We start from the raw sequence: 15,562 nt of genomic DNA, 5'->3' as shown, positions 1-15,562 counted from the left end.
GCGTCACGGCGAAGTGACGCGGCCTGCGGCCGATGTTACTGCGGTTCGTACCACGAATACGTCGCCAACGTGCTCACCGGCGGTGTGCCGATCTGCAGCGTGATGTCGCGCAACGACGTCAGTTGGATATTGCGCAAGTCGCCCATATAGCGGCGCGAGTCGCCGTTGTCGTTGATATACGCGACCACGTCGCCCATGATGCCCGCGACGTTCGTGCTCGTCAGCGGCTCGCCCCAGATATCGAAGAACTCGCCGAGCGTATAGGTCTTTGCGTCCGGCGTTTCGATATGGATGATGCCCGTGTTGTCGTGCGTGTGCATTTCATACGTGCATTGCGACAGGATGCCGACGTTCGCCGGCAATGCGAGCCACTGCCCGTCCTTGATGATCGCGAGGTGCGCGTGCACGTGATACAGCACACTCATGTTCGGCGCGCAGGTCAGGCCATCAACAGGCGTGCCGTTGCCGCCCGTCGACGTCGTGCCGTTCGGCCAGAACGACGAGCCGACCACGCCTCCGAAGACGAGCGTGATCGGGTTCGGGTCGAACGGCGGCGGATCGGTCCACGTATAAGTGGGCACTTGTGTGACTGGCGTGCCGACCATGATCGTGATTTCGTCGTGCGGCTTGAGCACGAGGCTCGCGGGGTCGCCCGTGTATTGCGTGAGCGTGCCGCCGTCGTTCACATAGATCGCGATCGGCGAGGCGGTCAGGCCCGCCACGTTCGACGCACTCAGCGGCTCGCCCCAGATCGAGAAGAACTGGCCGAGCGTGTAGGTGGCGCCGGTCGTCGCGTCCATATGGATCTTGCCGCTCGAATCGACCGTGTGCACCGGATATGCGCAGCCAGTCGGCGCGGAGACGGTCGGCTGGACCATGCCGATGTTGGGCGGCAGCGTCAGGAGTTGCCCGTTCTGGTAAATCGAGACGTGCGCATAGGTGTACGCGGTGCTGCGCAACCCGCAGTTCAGTCCGCCGACAGGCTGACCTGTACCGCCCGTTGCCGTGGCGCCCGCGGGCCAGATGGCGGCGCCGAGTGTCGTGCCGTCGATGATCGGCGTCGCGGCGGCGAGCTTGGGCGTCGTCGCGCTTGCGTCCGATGCGCCCGACGGGCTCGACGCAGGAGTTGGACTCGATGCCGGTGTCGGACTCGACGCGGGCGTTGGACTCGATGCGGGGGTGGTTGCTCCGGCTGCGCCGTTCGAGCCGGTGCCGCCCAGCTCCGCGCCGCTGCCGCCACCTCCGCCGCCACAAGCGGACAATGTCCAGATCAGACCCAATGCAAGGAATCGCGACCCCAGCCGTTGCAGCATCTCGTTCTCCATGCCGTGAATTGAGAGGGATGCGTGCAGCGGACATCGCGCACAGACCTTGTGCGGACATCGCACCGCGACGCGCGGCGCGGGCTTCGCTGCGTGGATTTGACCAAGCGCTACCACCGCGTGGCGCAGGCGCTCGCGTCGGATCACGTCAGGTGGTTGAAACCGATTAAAACAGCGTAACAGATGGTTTCACGAGCGAAGGCGGCTCATCACAACGTTTCGCGACATTCTGCTGGCGCATTTCGCGGTATCGGCCTGAAGCTTGCGGACGGAACGATCTGGCGCGCTTTTGTATGAGCTGTCATCGTTCTGTGCGAAGATCGGTTCTGTCCATCGCGCGGCCCGCTGTGTAACGGGCTCGTACGGCGGGCGCGTGCGCGGCGAGCGCCGTCGTCCTCGGGTTGAGCTCGGGCGCACCTGTTTGCGGATTCATGGAGCACTGACCAATGACCGACAGATTGCAAGCGTCCGTATACGTAGTGCTGCTGCTGCTGATTGTGGGCTGGGTGCTGTATATCGGGCGTGCGGTTTTCGTGCCGATCGTGTTCGGCGCGATCGCGGTGTACCTGGTGGTCGACCTCACGCGGCTGCTGCAACGCATTCCGCTGATCGGCCCGCGGCTGCCGGTGCAGTTGCGCTATGGGTTGTCGATGTTCCTGATCTGCGCCGCGATTTTCTTCGCGGTCGACATGCTGGTCGCCAACTACGACGCGCTCGTCGCGCTCGCGCCGCGCTACCAGGACTCGGTCTTGCTGATGATCCACAAGATCTCGACGCTGCTGCACCTCGAAAGCGAGCCGACCTGGGAGTCACTGCGGCGGAACATACTCACGCAGCTGAACATTCAGGCGATGGTGACAGGCCTGCTCGCGTCGCTGTCGTCGATGATCATCGACCTGTTCGTGATCGTGCTGTATGCGAGTTTTCTGCTGTTCGAGCGCCGCACGTTCGGCGATAAGCTGGCGAACATGACCGCCAATTCGACCAACGCGGCGCGCATCCGGGGCGTGGTCATCGACATCAACCGGCGCATTGGCGCCTATCTCGCGCTGAAGACGTTTCTCGGCGTGCTGCTCGGCGCGCTCTGCTGGCTTGCGATGCGCAGCGTCGGCCTCGAGTTCGCCGGGCTGTGGGCGATACTGACCGCGCTGCTGAACTATGTGCCCTATATCGGCTCGGTGCTCGCGGTTGCGTTCCCGGTGCTGATGTCGGTACTGCAGTTCGGCGACCTGAATTCGATCCTGATCGTGCTGGTGTCGCTGTCCGCGATTCACTTCGTGATCGGCAATATTCTCGATCCGTATCTGACGGGCAATTCGCTGAACCTGAGCCCGTTCGCGATTGTCGCGAGCATGGCGGTGTGGTCGGCGTTGTGGGGCGTGCCGGGCGCTTTTCTCGCGGTGCCGATCACCGCCAGCATGACGATCATTTTCTCCGAGTTCGAAATGACGCGGCCGGTCGCGGTGCTGCTGTCGAAAAACGGCCGGCTCACTTACGGCAAGACTGAGCAGACCGCGTGAAGCGATCGCCGCTTCACGCCACGCTGGTCCGCGCGCGTCACGTGGAATCGCGTGATAACGCGCGATAGCCGCGATACCGACGTCATTCTCGGCGGCATCGGCTATCGGTTCTAACGCGAACTCATGTCCCGCTCACACGACCCTGAAGTCCAGCCCCTTCCGATCCCGGGCAGCGCCGAAGCGCTCGAAGACCCTGCGTTGCTGCGCCGCCTGCTGCGCGCGAAAGACCGCATCGATGCCGCGTCGCACGAAGCCTGGCCGGTACGGCGCCTGGCTGAAGTCAGCGGCGTGTCGGAAGCGCACTTCGCGCGTTCGTTCAAGCGGGCCTTCGGCATGCCGCCGCACCGCTATCTGTTGACGCGGCGTATCGAGCAGGCCACCACGCTGCTGCGTGACACCGACCTCGGTATCACGGACATCGCGTTCGCGACCGGCTGGGAAAGCCTCGGCACCTTCGGCCGCGTGTTTCGCGACATCACCGGGCTAAGCCCGAGCGAGATGCGCGTGCAGGCACGCGCCAATCAGGCCGAACTCGATCGCGTGCCCGCCTGTGTGCTGAAGGCCGCGCAACGTCCGGACCTGACGACCGCGGTTCTGGAAAAGCGCCGTCGCGCGAATGGCAACGCTGCCGAGCCTGCTGCCGGCGAGAAGTCGTGAATCAGGCAGTGCTCGCGCACGCCGCGCCGTGATGCCGGAATCCGCATGTTCGATGCAGTTTCCAACCAAGACCCGCCCATTTGGGCTTCCTATACTCGTTCGACCAAGCCCGGTGCCACGGCGCCCCCTTTCTGAAAGGAAGCTATGTCGACGATTCCCGCGCGTATAGAGCGCCTGCCGTACTCGAGCTTTCATCGCAAGCTGCTATGGATGGGAGGACTCGGCTACGTCTTCGATGCGATGGATGCTGCGGTACTAGCCTTCATGCTGCCAGTGCTGCGCGACCAGTGGCATCTGAGCAGTGTGCAGACCGGCGTGCTCGGCAGCGGCACCTTCATCGGCTACTTCTTCGGCGCCGCGCTCGCCGGCATCCTCGGCGACGTGATTGGCCGCCGCAAAGTGATGGTGTGGGCACTGATCATCTACTGCCTCGCATCGCTCGTCAGCGCCACTGCGCAGAACTGGCCTTTCTTCATGGCGACACGCATCGTCGCCGGGCTCGGCACCGGCGCCGAAAGCGCGATCGTCGCGCCCTTCCTGTCGGAGTTCTGCGCGCGCAAATATCGCGGCACCTTCACCGGCAGTCTGGCGGCGTTCTTCTCGTTCGGCTTCGTGTTTGCCGCGATACTCGGTTACCTGGTCATACCGCTCGCGCCCGACGCCTGGCGAGTCGTGTCGGTGATCACCGCACTGCCGATCGTCATGCTGCTGTGGTGGCGGCGCGCGTTGCCCGAATCACCGCGCTGGCTCGACAGCCGTGGCAGAAGCGCCGAAGCCGAGGTGATCGTCGAACGGATGGAAGCCGTGGTACGCGCCGCCGGCTTGCCGCTGCTGCCGGAGCAAGCGCAGGGAGCGAGCGCGCCAGCCCCCGTCGCGTCCGGTACGCCACTGGCTAAACTCAAGGCGCTGTGGTCGCGGCAACTGGCCGGCATCACCGCGATGGCCTGGTTGATGTGGCTGTCGATCACGTTCAGCTACTACGCGTTCTTTACGTGGATTCCCGGACTGCTGGTGCAAAACGGCATGACGATCACGCGCAGTTTTTCGTATTCACTGGTCATGTACCTCGCGCAGATTCCCGGCTATTTCTCGGGCGCGTGGCTCAATGAAAAGATCGGCCGCCGCGCAACCATCGTCACGTACATGGCGCTCGGCGGATTCTCCGCGTTGGGGCTCGCGCTCACGCACAGCGATGCCGAGATTCTGACCTCGGGCTTTTTGCTGTCGTTCTTCATGAACGGGACTTATGCCGGCGTCTATGCGTACACGCCCGAGGTGTTTCCCACCGAAGTGCGCGCGACCGGTATGGGCGTCGCTTCGGCGATCGGCCGCCTCGGCGCGATCGCCGCGCCGATCCTGGTCGGATTTCTGTATCCGCGGCTGGGCTTCGTCGGGGTTTTCGGCGGTACGACGCTGGTGCTGATCATCGGTGCGCTCGCCGTTCTGATCATGGGCGTGTCCACTCGCGGCCGGTCGCTCGAAGAAATTGCCGCGATGCGCCTGAATCGCTGAACCGCTGATACTGCGCTGAGCCGGGTCGTCGATGGCGTCGACGCGTTGCGCCGCGCGGTGCGCGAAGAACTGCAGATGGGCGCCGACCAGATCAAGATCATGGCCTCGGGCAGCGTCGCGTCGCCGACCGATCCGATCGGCGCGCTCGGCTACTCGGAAGACGAGATTCGCGCGGTCGTCGCCGAGGCCGAGGCGCGCGGCACCTATGCGATGGCGCATGCCTATACCGCTGAATCGATGCGTCGCGCGGTGCGCTGCGGCGTGCCCACGATCGAGCACGGCAATCTGATCGATGCGCCGACCGCCGATCTGATGGCCCAGTGCGGCGCGTACGTGGTGCCCACGCTGGTGGCTTACGAGGCCTTGCATGTCGAGGGCGTGCGCTACGGCCTGTCGGCCGGGAGCGCGGCCAAGATCGACACCGTGCGTGAAGCCGGCCTGAAGTCGCTGGAGATTTTCAAGCGCGCCGGGGTCAAGATGGGCTTCGGTTCCGATCTGCTCGGCCCGGGCCATCGGATGCAAAGCGACGAGTTTTCGATCCGCGCGCAAGTGCTGAGCCTCGCCGAGATCATCGGCAGCGCCGCCACCATCGGCGCCGAGATTCTCGGCATGACGGGTAAGCTGGGACGCCTGACACCGGGCGCCTATGCCGACGTGCTGGTGGTCGACGGCGATCCGTTGCACGATTTGAGTTGTCTGACGGGCCAGGGCGAGCGTATCCCGCTGGTGATGAAGGGCGGGCGCATCGAGTTCAACGAATTGCATTGAACCGGCGCGCGAGCCGAGCGCAGTTTTGGAGAAGCGCCGCCTGGTGGTCAGCGATACAGTCGAGCCCTCAACCACCGACGGAGGAGTCATGAATCAGGGAATCAATGTGGTCGGTTTGTACGTCGACGATCAGGACGCGGCGCTTTCGTTCTACGTCGACAAGCTCGGCTTTCGCGTCCACACGGACGTGCGCAACGGCGCTTACCGCTGGCTCACGGTCCAGCACCCGGAGCAGCCGGCTTTCCAGTTGGGCCTGTTCGCGCCGGGGCCGCCGATCCACGATGAAGCGACCGCGCAAACGCTGCGCGCGATGGTCGCGAAGGGAGCGATGCCGCCGTTGGTGCTGTCCGTTGCCGACTGTCGCGCGAGCTACGAGCAATTGAAGGCGCGCGGCGTGGAATTCACGCAGGAACCGGTGGATCGTTTCGGCAGCGTCGATGCGGGCTTTCGCGATCCGGCGGGCAATGGATGGAAGATGATCCAGGCGGCGGCGGGGAAGTGAGCATAAGGGATCCGCGCGGCGCGTAGTCACAGACGGCCGACGACGCGTCGCACGATCGCGCCGCGCCGCCGGCCGTCCCTCCTACGGGACCGAAGGACTAACCGAGCATCACTGCTGATGCTGCTGCAAATACTGCCGCACCTCGTTCAACGTCACACGGCCCGAATGCGCGCTATCGATCTCGTCAAAATGCCTGGCGATATAGCCGAGCCCATTGCTTTGCGCCTCGGCCTTGGTGATCGACGAGCCGTTGCTGAGCACCGAATTCGCGCCCAGCCTGCTCTCCATGAGCTGCTGAGCCTGCTGCTGCAGCGTCGAGCCGGTGGTCGGCGCGACCGCGCTAGCACGGTTGTGCGGAAAGAACGGACCGTCGACGCCGTGTCCGCCGTGGGGTAGCGTCACGGGCGCCACGGGCTGAGGCGGCAGCGCGTGCGCACTACCGACGACCACACCGAGGACGATCAACGCCAGCGTACGTCGCAAGATATCGATTGAAGACATGATGATTCGCCATAAAAAGTAGTCGGAGGATTTCGCGCGAAGCGAAACCGCCATCGATCAGGGCGCGGCCGCGGCGACCGCCTCGCTCGTCGGCGTGGCGGCGGGTGCTTCGTCTGCCCACGGCTGCGGCAGCGTCGCGAGCGTGAGTGCGCCCGCTATCGGCGTGCCGCCATAGAAGGCCGCCAGATCCGCCTTCATCTGCGGGCGCGCCACGTCGTCCAGATAAATCATATGCCCGCCCTGGAAGAAGTTGACCTGCAGATCCGGCTCGAGGCCCTGCACCGTCTTCAGTCGCGCGAGCTGCTTCTCGGTATTGAAGAACGGCGTGGCCAGATCGTGGTAGCCGTTTTCCGCCAGCACCTTCAGTTGCGGATTGAGCTTCAGTGCGCCGAGCAGATCGGGGATCGTGTCGGGCAGCGGCTGGCCGCCGTGCGAGAAGTCCCACGCCTCGATGACCGCGTCGTTCAGCGGCATATACGCGGCGTTCGGCGCCGTGTAGCCGAGGTAATCCGGCATCTGCGTGGCCAACGCATTGGTGAACGGCAGCGAGATCAGGATGTCCGACGGGTCGCCATCGCTCTGCAGGCGCGAGTCCGAGTTGGGCAACGACACGCGACCATCGTAGCGGCCGATCGTCGAGCCCGGCACCAGCGTGATGTTGAACGGATTGATGTTGAAGTAGCCCTGCATCGCCTGCAACGTGAGGCCGGATTCGGCGTCCCAGATCTTCTCGAGCCACGTCGGCGGGAAGTTCGGCGGTCCCGCGTAAGTGGGCGCGCCGAGCTGGCTCAACGTCCAGTACAGCGAATAGTTCTTGAACAGGTTGTAGTTGGCGGTCACGAACGCCTCGCTGCGAAGCGCGTAAGTCGCCTGACTCACGGGCGCGGGCGACACCTGGTTGTAGTACGCCGCGACCTCGGCATAGCCCGGCATGTAGCCGCTCAACGTATCGGTTTCGAGCGCGAGCTGATCGGGCGAACCCGTGATCGCCACCGCTTCGATCGCATCCGCGAAGTAGTTCAGGATCGAAGACTGCAGCGTGATCCCCGTCAGATGCACGCCGGCCGATTCGAGCGCGAGCGCGAGGATGTCGGTGCGAGGCGTGCCGTACGATTCGCCGTACAGATAGATCGGCGAGCTGCTGCGCGAATTGACCGTCAGGTAGCGGATGATGAAGTCACGCATGATGTTCGCGTCCGCATCGGTGCTCCAGTAAGTCTTGTTGGTGTTCGGCAGGATCGCTTCGGAGAGGCCCGTGCCCGGCGGATCGATGAACACGAGATCGGTCGTGTCGATCAGGCTCTCGGTATTGTTCACGAGCGGGTAGTTCGGCCAGCTGGTGCCGTTCAGCAGCGGATCGGTGGTCGCGACGCGTGTCGGCGCGAACGATCCGAGGCGCAGCCAGATCGACGAAGAGCCCGGCCCGCCGTTATAGACGAACGTGATGGGGCGCGGCTTGCCATTCGTGCTAGGCGCCGTGTAGGCCACATAGGACATCGTCGCTTCGGGTGCGCCGCTCGTCAGATCCATTGCGGTCAGATGGCCGGTGGTCGTCGTGTAGTTGATGGTGGTGCTGCCGGACGTCCACTGGTAATGCATGATCGCCGCTTTCTCCGTGACCAGTGACGAGGCAATGCCGGATGTCGCGCTCGTCGAATAGGTGGTGAGATCGGTGTAGGGCTGGTTGGCGGACGGCGTCTGCGGCGCGGATGCGGCTTGCGCCTGATTGGCGACCTGCGCCATGCTGCCTGGAACCGCCGACGCCGACGAACCTCCATCGCTGCCGCCGCAGCCGGCGAGGATCACGATTCCGAGTGTCAGCGCGCTTAGCGCGGCTAGCCGGCCATGACGACGGACGCGGCCATCGTCGGTACTCCTTCTGTCTGGTTTCATCTCGTTCCCTGGTGAGTGATACCGCTACACAAAGGCCGCTTTTCGCCGGTCGCGCGCGTTGGAGAATCGAATCACCCGCACCGCACTCGAAGCACGCAGCGGTTGCATGGACAGCTTTTCCGCATTCATTAATTCAAATTGCTTGCGTTGATATTTCTATTTGCTTTCCCAATTTACCGATTGAATGGCCAAAGGAATTCCCTGTCGATTTATCTCGACATTTCAAGAGAAAATTGAAATTGAATGTTTCCGGTGCTTACAGCAAGAGTGAAAATAGGATGAGAAATGAGGTCTTGTCAAGGATAGAGCGGTGATTATGCTATTCGGGATAAAGAGGGCCGGTTAGCGAGCATTGGTGCGGCTTCGGCGGCTTGCGGTGTAGAAATGCTGTCCGGATTTATCCGAATTGCATTGGATTTTCGTGGTAAGTCATCGGAATTAATTGCGTTTGAAAAATATAATTAAAGTGTAAATTTAACCGGTTAAAGCGTGTTTTCAGTCGAATTAAAAAGGCCGTATTCGAGTCACGCGCGTGGCCGAATTCGATACCAGGTAAGAAGCACCGCGAGCAGGAACGCGACATAGGCAACCACGAACACCCACGGCGGAAAGTCGTAATACAGCCAGGCGCTGACCCAGCGCTGTATGAAGCCTTGCGGACCCGCCGTGCCCGTGCGCAGATAGTCCTCCAGCACGGTCAACGGGCACGGCACATCGAGCACCGCGAGGGTCGCGACGATACCGATGGCGAGAACATGTACCGTCCGGAACACGCGATTGCGCGCCCACGGGAGTCGCAAACCGTGGGCGATCCAGATCGCGAATAGTCCGCCGACGATAAACACCACGATCAGCGCGTGCACTACGAGAACAAGATTGGCGAGCCAGATCATTCTGTTTCCACTGGGGATGTGTCTGGAATCATAAAGCCGACCTCAGTGCACTCGCCTGACCATGCCGCGGCGCGTCACTGCCCGTTGCCATACAGATCGAGCAGCATCAACGTCACGCCATTGGTCCACCCGAAGCCGTCCTGCAGCGGATACTCGCCACCCCCGCCGCCGCCTTCTCCCGCACCTTCGACGACGTACTTCTCGACGAGCTTGTGCTGCGTGTTGTAGACGTTCTGGACGTCCGCGAGAAAGCGCGTGCCGATCGACTGAGCGAGGTCCGCCCGTCCATAGCGCTTGAGGCCCTGAATCGCGATCCAGTGCAACGGCGCCCAACCGTTCGGCGCGTCCCATTGCTGCGTGGTGTTATAGATCGAGGTCGCGAGGCCACCCTGCTTGAGCAGCACGTTCTGCGCGGTCTGCGCAGTCTTCCACGCGCGATCGGGCCACGCCACGCCGGCCATCAGCGGATACAGCATCGCCGGTGTCTGGTTATCGCGTGACTTGCCGAGTTGCCAGTCGTAGTCGCCGTAGTAGCCCTTGCTATTCCATAGATAACGGTTGATGCCTTCCGCGCGCCGTGCCGCGTAGCCGATGAACTGCGCGACGCAATGGAAGTCGCGTGTCGTCGAGCAGCCGCGCGCGATCGTCGTCTCGAGATGGAATAACAGGCTGTTCAGATCGACGGGGATGATTGATGTCGTGCGTACCGTGGCGAGCGTCTGGTTGTCGCCGAACCAGCGTGAGCTGAAATCCCAGCCGCTTTCGGCGGTTGCGCGCAGATCGCGGTAGACCTCGTTGGCCGGCCGGCCGCTTGCCTGCGCGGTCTGCACGTCCTCCAGATAGGACTCGTCGCGCGGCGTATCCAGCTCGTCCCAGTAGCGGTTCAGCACCGTGCCATCGTTGAGCACGACCACATTGCGCGTCGCGCCGCCGCGCGGCGTGCTGGTCGAACCCTGCATCCAGTACGCGTATTCCTTGCGCAGCTCGGGCAGGTACTTCTGATAGACCTTATTGCCTTCCTTCTGCGCCGCGAGCTCGACCATATACGAGTAGAACGGCGGCTGCGAGCGGCTCAGATAGTACGTGCGATTGCCGTTCGGGATATGGCCGAACGTGTCGATCATGTACGCGAAGTTGTCGAGCATATCGTCGACGAGATCTTCACGTCCGGACTCCTGCAGCCCCAGCATCGTGAAATAGGTATCCCAGTAGTAGCCCTCGCGAAAGCGGCCGCCCGGCACGACGTACGGTTTCGGCAGCGGGATCAGCGAGCTGTAGTCGGGTGCGCTCGTCGTCGTGCGCGTGAGGCCGGTCCACAGCCAGTCGATGTGCTCGCGCAGACTCTGATTGGGCGGCGGCGTAATGCTCTGATCGGGCGGGGGAGTGAAGTACTGGCTGACGAATTTCTGTAGAGAAAAGCCGGACTGGTTCTTCTGCGTTTCGTATAGCTGCACGATCGCGGCAGGACTGCCATTCGGCGTCGAGTCGACGAAGGTCTTCTGATCGTTGAAGATCTGCGCGGTTTGCACGGCGACGAACAGATCGCCGTACAGGATGTCAGGCGCGGGCGGCAGCGCGGCGCCCACCTGGGTATCGGCCAGGCAGTTCGCGGATGCGAACACGAGCGTGGCGATGCAGGCGACGCCGAGCGTGATCGGCGAACGTCGCGGCACGAAGTACTTATTCGAGCTGGGGAAGAGATGTGCTTTGGATGCGGTGCTGGTGCGAGACAGTGATTGAATGCTCATGATGCCTCCAAGGTTGTGGGCATGTCACTGGTCTCTTCGCACGCCATTCGACGTCGTCTTCCGACGACATTCGAGTCCGGCACGAGGTGGCCGGATCAACGGCTCCGAAAGCATCGCACGCTTTCGAAGCATCAGGCAACTGCGGCGCAGCACATCCTCTATGCACTCAGCATGAAGAATGAAACGTGATGAACGAAGGGGAGGTTGCGCGCAATCGCGGATCTGCGCGTGCTTCGTGATTCGAAGCAATGGAAGCGTTGATTGCGAGCGATTGCGCGAGAAAAACCGCTCGCCGAGCAAGCGACGTACCCGCGTCGACCATTCTGCAGGCCGGCGCGGGTACGGGGGAACAACGAGAAATTTACTGCGCGAGAGGCTGCGTCACGTCGGTGCCGAACCAATGCATCGAGATCTTCTTGAGCGTGCCGTCCTGCTTCATTTGGGTCAGCGCATCGTCGATTGCTTTCGCGAACTTGGGATTGTCCTTGCGGAACGGGATGCCCATTTCCTGATCGGCGCCTTTTAACACCGCGCCTGTACGCAGAGGCAATTGCGAGTTCTTGATGATGTACGGCAGCATCAGCCGGTCGTCGATCGTCGCGTCGATACGCTTGGCGGCGAGATCGCGCAGCTTCTCGGGTGCGCCCGGATAAGTCTGCACGTTGATGCCGGGCACTGCGCGCGCCATCTGGTCGTAGTTGGTGCCGAGCGTCACGCCGATCTTCTTGTCACCCTTGAATTCATCGAGCGATTTGAACTCACGCTTGTCGTCCGCCCGTTGGATCAGTTGCGCGGCCGAGTACGTGTACGGCTGGCTGAAATCAAGAACCTGTTTGCGTTGCGGGGTAATGGTGACCTGATTGATGATCACGTCGAATTTGCCACTCTGCAGCGCCGCGATAATGCCGCTCCACTCGGTCGGAATGAACTCAGGTTTCACCCCGAGCTTCGCTGCCAGGGCTTTCGCGACATCGACGTCGAAGCCTTCCAGTTGACCGTCCTTGTTGCGCGAGTCGAACGGCGGATAGGTGCCTTCTAGACCGATCTTCAGGACTCCAGCCTGTTTGACCGAGTCGAGCAGATCTTCGGCATGAGCCGCGATTGCGGTAAAGCTGAAGGCGGAGATGGCTAGCGCGTTAATCAGCAGCTTCGAAAGTTTCATTGAGTGTCTCCTCTGTACTTGAGTATCAGGCTGCACAACGCAACGATTTCATCATCGTGTTCACACCCCCGACTGTTCCGTTTCGTGGAACCTGTCGGGGTGCGGCGTCATCCTAGCACTCCAAAAGTCGTCTGTTTTATCTTTGTTCGGAGCGGGGAGCGACGCTTTGAGCCCACGATCATGCGAATCGGTCAATTCGTGAAGACACCCTACGCCCTCACCACGCTCACCCCAGCCGCTTCGATCGGCTTCGTCAATTCCGCGCTGGTCTTCTTCTCGACCACGATGGTTTGCGCGAGCGTGATCTCACCGATCACGAACCGCGACGCGGCGTTCAGTTTCGACGCCGACGCGAGCACGACCGTTTCCGCCGCGCGCGCGGCGAGCGCGCGCTTGATCGCGGCTTCCTCGAAGTCGCCGGTGCTCAGCCCTGCGCTCGGATGAACGCCGGTCACGCCCATGAAGTACAGGTCGGCATGAATGCGCGAAATGCCTTCCATTGCCGCGGCGCCGACCGCCACGATCGAATGCTTGTAGAGCCGCCCGCCAATCAGGATCACGTCGACGCAAGGATGCGCGGCTAGCGCCGTCGCGACGCTCGGACTGTGCGTGACGATGGTCGCGCGCAAATCGGCCGGCAGCTCCTGGACCAGTAGCGCCGACGTGGTGCCGCCGTCGACGATCACCGTTTGCCCCGGCACGATCAGCTCGACGGCTCGCCGCGCGATGCGCCGCTTGGCGAGCGTCTCGATGTCCTGACGCTGCTCGAATGACGCGAGCGCCGCAGACGCCGGCAACGCGCCGCCGTGGACCCGCTGCAAGCGCCCCTCCGCGGCCAGTTCGCGCAGATCGCGGCGGATCGTATCTTCCGACACGCCAAAGGCCACGCTCAACTCGCCAGCGAGCACCTGCCCGTTGCGCGCCAGCTCGTCGAGGATCGCTTTCTTGCGTTGGGTGGTCAACATTCGATTGCACGAAATCGCTTGAAATTGCACGAAGTTGCACGATACCATGAATCATCGTCGATGCTCGACAGGAGGCACCATGATTGCAACGAAAGACCGGGTACGCATCGTCGGCACGACCTTGCTATCGGACGACTGGTACACGCTGAAGAAAGTGACCTTCGACTTCCTGCGCCGCGACGGAACCTGGCAGCGCCAGAACCGCGAGACCTACGATCGCGGCAACGGCGCGACGATCCTGCTGCACAGTCCATGCACCGGCAACGTGATACTCACGCGCCAATTCCGCATGCCCGCGTTCGTGAACGGTCACGACGGCATGATGATCGAAGCGCCGGGCGGATTGCTCGACGACGCTTCGCCGGAAGAGCGCATCCGGCTCGAGGTCGAGGAGGAAACCGGGTATCGCGTCGGCGAGGTCCGCAAGGTTTTCGAGGCCTACATGAGCCCGGGTTCCGTGACCGAAAAGCTGTACTTCTATGTCGGCGAGTACGACGCGTCGATGCGCGTCAACGATGGCGGCGGCGTCGAAGATGAAGGGGAAGATGTCGAGGTGATCGAAATGCCGTTGCAAGCCGCGTTGCGAGCGGTCGAGGCAGTGGAAATCGTCGACGGCAAGACGATCATGTTGTTGCAGTACGTCGCTTTACGTGGGTTTGCGTCAGCGCGGGCAGCCTAGTTGCGTCGCGAGTTCGTGCAGATCGCCGACGACGAAGTCCCACGCCTCTTCAGCCTTCAGATCGCTCGTCTGCTGCGGGCCATGCTCGGTGGGCCGCAGCACGAACGCGGTGCTCAGACCGACGCGCCGGGCAGCGGCGAGATCGTTGTTATGCGCGGCAACGAGACATAGCTCACGCGGTGCGATGCCGAGAATTTCCGCCGTTTCGCTATAGACCCGCGGCGAGGGCTTATAAGCGCGGACGACTTCGGCGCCGAGAACGGCATCCCAGGGCAGACCGGCACGCTTTGCCATGTCCACCATCAGGCGAATGTTGCCATTCGATAGCGGCGCGATGATGAAGCGCGCCTTCAGGCGCTGCAATGCGTCGACGGAATCGGGCCACGGGTCCAGCCGATGCCAGGCGAGGTTCAACTCATCGATCTCGGGTTCAGTAACGTTGACGATGCCCAAACGCGTCAGCACTTTGACGAGGTTTTCCCGGTGCAGCACGTCGAGTCGCACATACGGTCTGCGTCCGCTTCGCACCTCTTCCATCGCGGGCGAATACTCGCGTCGCCATGCGTCTGCGAAATCGGATGCGTCGAGATTCGGCGCGTACCGCTGCAGAAACGGTTGCGCTTCACGGGCGACGCCGCTTCGCCAGTCAACCACGGTTCCGAACACATCGAACACCAAAGCTTTGATGGTGGTTTGGCTGGTCGAGTCGACGCCCATAATTGTCCTTTGCGGGTATGGCACGAACAATCCATCTTAGGCGAAAAGAACGCACGCGTTGGTGGCATCGCGGCTGAGTGGACGCATGGGTCGTCATGAACGAGGAGCCGCGCAGGTGCTGAGAACCGTCCAGGGTTTTGCCTGGTCTCGCGCGTGTCGATTCCCGCAACGGCGGCGCGTCGTGACAGTATGTTCAACCCCTCCAGTGAAAGGCACACTCATCATGGCTACCGGAACCGTCAAATTCCACCGTGTTTTGCGCACGACGCCCGAGCGTATCTATCGAGCGTTCCTCGAACCCGCCGCGATCGCGAAATGGTTGCCGCCGTATGGTTTCACCTGCGATGTGCATCAGATGGATGCACGCGTCGGCGGCACCTACAGGATGTCGTTTCATAACTTCGGCTCGGGCAAGGGTCACTCGTTCGGCGGCGAGTACCTCGAATTGGTGCCGTTCGAAAAGATCCGCTACTCGGACTCTTTCGACGATCCGAATCTTCCCGGTCAGATGCATACGACCGTTTCGTTGCGGCAGGTGTCGTGCGGGACCGAACTGAACATCGTGCAGGAGGGCATTCCCGAGATGATTCCGGTCGAGATGTGTTACCTCGGCTGGCAGGAGTCGCTCGCGCAACTGGCGAAGCTGGTCGAGCCGGAGATCCCGGACTGACATTCAATAGCGGTCGCTTGCTCCGTCATCCAGCAAATAAGCGAGCCCGGCGC

General features: G+C 62.3%; 14 protein-coding genes and 1 pseudogene. 7 read left to right on the top strand and 8 right to left on the bottom strand.

What is annotated here, in order from left to right; translation table 11 throughout:
- Positions 1-35: 35 nt before the first annotated feature.
- Positions 36-1,313: a hypothetical protein gene (locus tag VSR82_RS20430; protein ID WP_429463022.1), complete on the bottom strand. Its 1,278-nt coding sequence runs from the start codon at positions 1,311-1,313 to the stop codon at positions 36-38.
- Between the two features lie 455 nt (positions 1,314-1,768).
- Between VSR82_RS20430 and VSR82_RS20425 the strand changes: the two genes are divergently transcribed.
- From VSR82_RS20425 to VSR82_RS20405, 5 genes and pseudogenes are all read left to right on the top strand, one after another.
- On the top strand, positions 1,769-2,842 hold the full coding sequence (locus VSR82_RS20425) for an AI-2E family transporter (RefSeq protein ID WP_429463023.1): 1,074 nt from the start codon (positions 1,769-1,771) through the stop codon (positions 2,840-2,842).
- Between the two features lie 123 nt (positions 2,843-2,965).
- Positions 2,966-3,499 carry a helix-turn-helix domain-containing protein gene (locus tag VSR82_RS20420; RefSeq protein ID WP_429463024.1) on the top strand — a complete coding sequence of 178 codons (534 nt, stop codon included), beginning with the start codon at positions 2,966-2,968 and terminating at the stop codon, positions 3,497-3,499.
- A 144-nt stretch (positions 3,500-3,643) separates the two neighbouring features.
- Positions 3,644-5,011 (top strand): MFS transporter, encoded by a 1,368-nt coding sequence (locus VSR82_RS20415; RefSeq protein ID WP_429463025.1) that lies wholly within the window; start codon positions 3,644-3,646, stop codon positions 5,009-5,011.
- A 12-nt stretch (positions 5,012-5,023) separates the two neighbouring features.
- Positions 5,024-5,779, top strand: a pseudogene (locus VSR82_RS20410) (metal-dependent hydrolase family protein); the annotation flags it as partial.
- An 88-nt stretch (positions 5,780-5,867) separates the two neighbouring features.
- Positions 5,868-6,281, top strand: a complete 414-nt coding sequence (locus VSR82_RS20405; protein ID WP_368582580.1) for a VOC family protein — start codon at positions 5,868-5,870, stop codon at positions 6,279-6,281.
- Positions 6,282-6,389: 108 nt separating this feature from the next.
- Here the strand turns inward: VSR82_RS20405 and VSR82_RS20400 are convergent, their stop codons facing one another.
- The 6 genes from VSR82_RS20400 to VSR82_RS20375 all read right to left on the bottom strand — a co-directional run bounded on the left by VSR82_RS20400 (position 6,390) and on the right by VSR82_RS20375 (position 13,443).
- Entirely contained in the window at positions 6,390-6,782 is a 393-nt protein-coding gene (locus VSR82_RS20400) for a 2-oxoglutarate dehydrogenase (protein ID WP_429463026.1), read from the bottom strand.
- Positions 6,783-6,839: 57 nt separating this feature from the next.
- Positions 6,840-8,675: a S10 family serine carboxypeptidase-like protein gene (locus VSR82_RS20395; RefSeq protein WP_429463027.1), complete on the bottom strand. Its 1,836-nt coding sequence runs from the start codon at positions 8,673-8,675 to the stop codon at positions 6,840-6,842.
- Positions 8,676-9,199: 524 nt separating this feature from the next.
- The gene (locus VSR82_RS20390; RefSeq protein ID WP_410851032.1) at positions 9,200-9,568 is read right to left on the bottom strand and encodes a DUF2784 domain-containing protein; all 369 of its coding nucleotides are present in this window, start codon (positions 9,566-9,568) and stop codon (positions 9,200-9,202) included.
- 74 nt (positions 9,569-9,642) lie between these two features.
- Positions 9,643-11,316: an alpha,alpha-trehalase TreA gene (gene treA, locus VSR82_RS20385; RefSeq protein WP_429463028.1), complete on the bottom strand. Its 1,674-nt coding sequence runs from the start codon at positions 11,314-11,316 to the stop codon at positions 9,643-9,645.
- Between the two features lie 361 nt (positions 11,317-11,677).
- Positions 11,678-12,478: a transporter substrate-binding domain-containing protein gene (locus tag VSR82_RS20380; RefSeq protein ID WP_368582575.1), complete on the bottom strand. Its 801-nt coding sequence runs from the start codon at positions 12,476-12,478 to the stop codon at positions 11,678-11,680.
- 209 nt (positions 12,479-12,687) lie between these two features.
- Entirely contained in the window at positions 12,688-13,443 is a 756-nt protein-coding gene (locus tag VSR82_RS20375) for a DeoR/GlpR family DNA-binding transcription regulator (RefSeq protein ID WP_429463029.1), read from the bottom strand.
- 79 nt (positions 13,444-13,522) lie between these two features.
- Between VSR82_RS20375 and VSR82_RS20370 the strand changes: the two genes are divergently transcribed.
- A complete protein-coding gene (locus VSR82_RS20370) occupies positions 13,523-14,122 on the top strand; it encodes an NUDIX domain-containing protein (protein ID WP_498858012.1) in 600 nt (199 codons plus the stop codon).
- Here the strand turns inward: VSR82_RS20370 and VSR82_RS20365 are convergent.
- On the bottom strand, positions 14,105-14,839 hold the full coding sequence (locus tag VSR82_RS20365; RefSeq protein WP_429463659.1) for a haloacid dehalogenase type II: 735 nt from the start codon (positions 14,837-14,839) through the stop codon (positions 14,105-14,107). The two genes, VSR82_RS20370 and VSR82_RS20365, sit on opposite strands and share 18 nt — an antisense overlap.
- A 223-nt stretch (positions 14,840-15,062) precedes the next feature.
- Here VSR82_RS20365 and VSR82_RS20360 point away from each other — a divergent pair, with 223 nt between their 5' ends.
- The gene (locus VSR82_RS20360; RefSeq protein WP_410851027.1) at positions 15,063-15,509 is read left to right on the top strand and encodes an SRPBCC family protein; all 447 of its coding nucleotides are present in this window, start codon (positions 15,063-15,065) and stop codon (positions 15,507-15,509) included.
- Positions 15,510-15,562 lie beyond the last annotated feature (53 nt).

The sequence above is a fragment of the Burkholderia sp. JPY481 genome, from assembly GCF_038900515.1.
Lineage (GTDB): Bacteria > Pseudomonadota > Gammaproteobacteria > Burkholderiales > Burkholderiaceae > Paraburkholderia > Paraburkholderia youngii.
The sequence above is the reverse complement of the archived record's forward strand: the minus strand, read 5'-3'. Positions and strand labels throughout refer to the sequence as shown.

Excerpts from the sequence above, each read along its gene's own strand:
- VSR82_RS20400 (WP_429463026.1), bottom strand. The coding sequence starts at position 6,782 with ATGTCTTCAATCGATATCTTGCGACGTACGCTGGCGTTGATCGTCCTC.
- VSR82_RS20370 (WP_498858012.1), top strand. The coding sequence starts at position 13,523 with ATGATTGCAACGAAAGACCGGGTACGCATCGTCGGCACGACCTTGCTA.
- VSR82_RS20365 (WP_429463659.1), bottom strand. The coding sequence starts at position 14,839 with ATGGGCGTCGACTCGACCAGCCAAACCACCATCAAAGCTTTGGTGTTC.
- VSR82_RS20375 (WP_429463029.1), bottom strand. The coding sequence starts at position 13,443 with ATGTTGACCACCCAACGCAAGAAAGCGATCCTCGACGAGCTGGCGCGC.
- treA (WP_429463028.1), bottom strand. The coding sequence starts at position 11,316 with ATGAGCATTCAATCACTGTCTCGCACCAGCACCGCATCCAAAGCACAT.
- VSR82_RS20415 (WP_429463025.1), top strand. The coding sequence starts at position 3,644 with ATGTCGACGATTCCCGCGCGTATAGAGCGCCTGCCGTACTCGAGCTTT.
- VSR82_RS20405 (WP_368582580.1), top strand. The coding sequence starts at position 5,868 with ATGAATCAGGGAATCAATGTGGTCGGTTTGTACGTCGACGATCAGGAC.
- VSR82_RS20425 (WP_429463023.1), top strand. The coding sequence starts at position 1,769 with ATGACCGACAGATTGCAAGCGTCCGTATACGTAGTGCTGCTGCTGCTG.
- VSR82_RS20390 (WP_410851032.1), bottom strand. The coding sequence starts at position 9,568 with ATGATCTGGCTCGCCAATCTTGTTCTCGTAGTGCACGCGCTGATCGTG.
- VSR82_RS20360 (WP_410851027.1), top strand. The coding sequence starts at position 15,063 with ATGGCTACCGGAACCGTCAAATTCCACCGTGTTTTGCGCACGACGCCC.
- VSR82_RS20430 (WP_429463022.1), bottom strand. The coding sequence starts at position 1,313 with ATGCTGCAACGGCTGGGGTCGCGATTCCTTGCATTGGGTCTGATCTGG.
- VSR82_RS20395 (WP_429463027.1), bottom strand. The coding sequence starts at position 8,675 with ATGAAACCAGACAGAAGGAGTACCGACGATGGCCGCGTCCGTCGTCAT.
- VSR82_RS20380 (WP_368582575.1), bottom strand. The coding sequence starts at position 12,478 with ATGAAACTTTCGAAGCTGCTGATTAACGCGCTAGCCATCTCCGCCTTC.
- VSR82_RS20420 (WP_429463024.1), top strand. The coding sequence starts at position 2,966 with ATGTCCCGCTCACACGACCCTGAAGTCCAGCCCCTTCCGATCCCGGGC.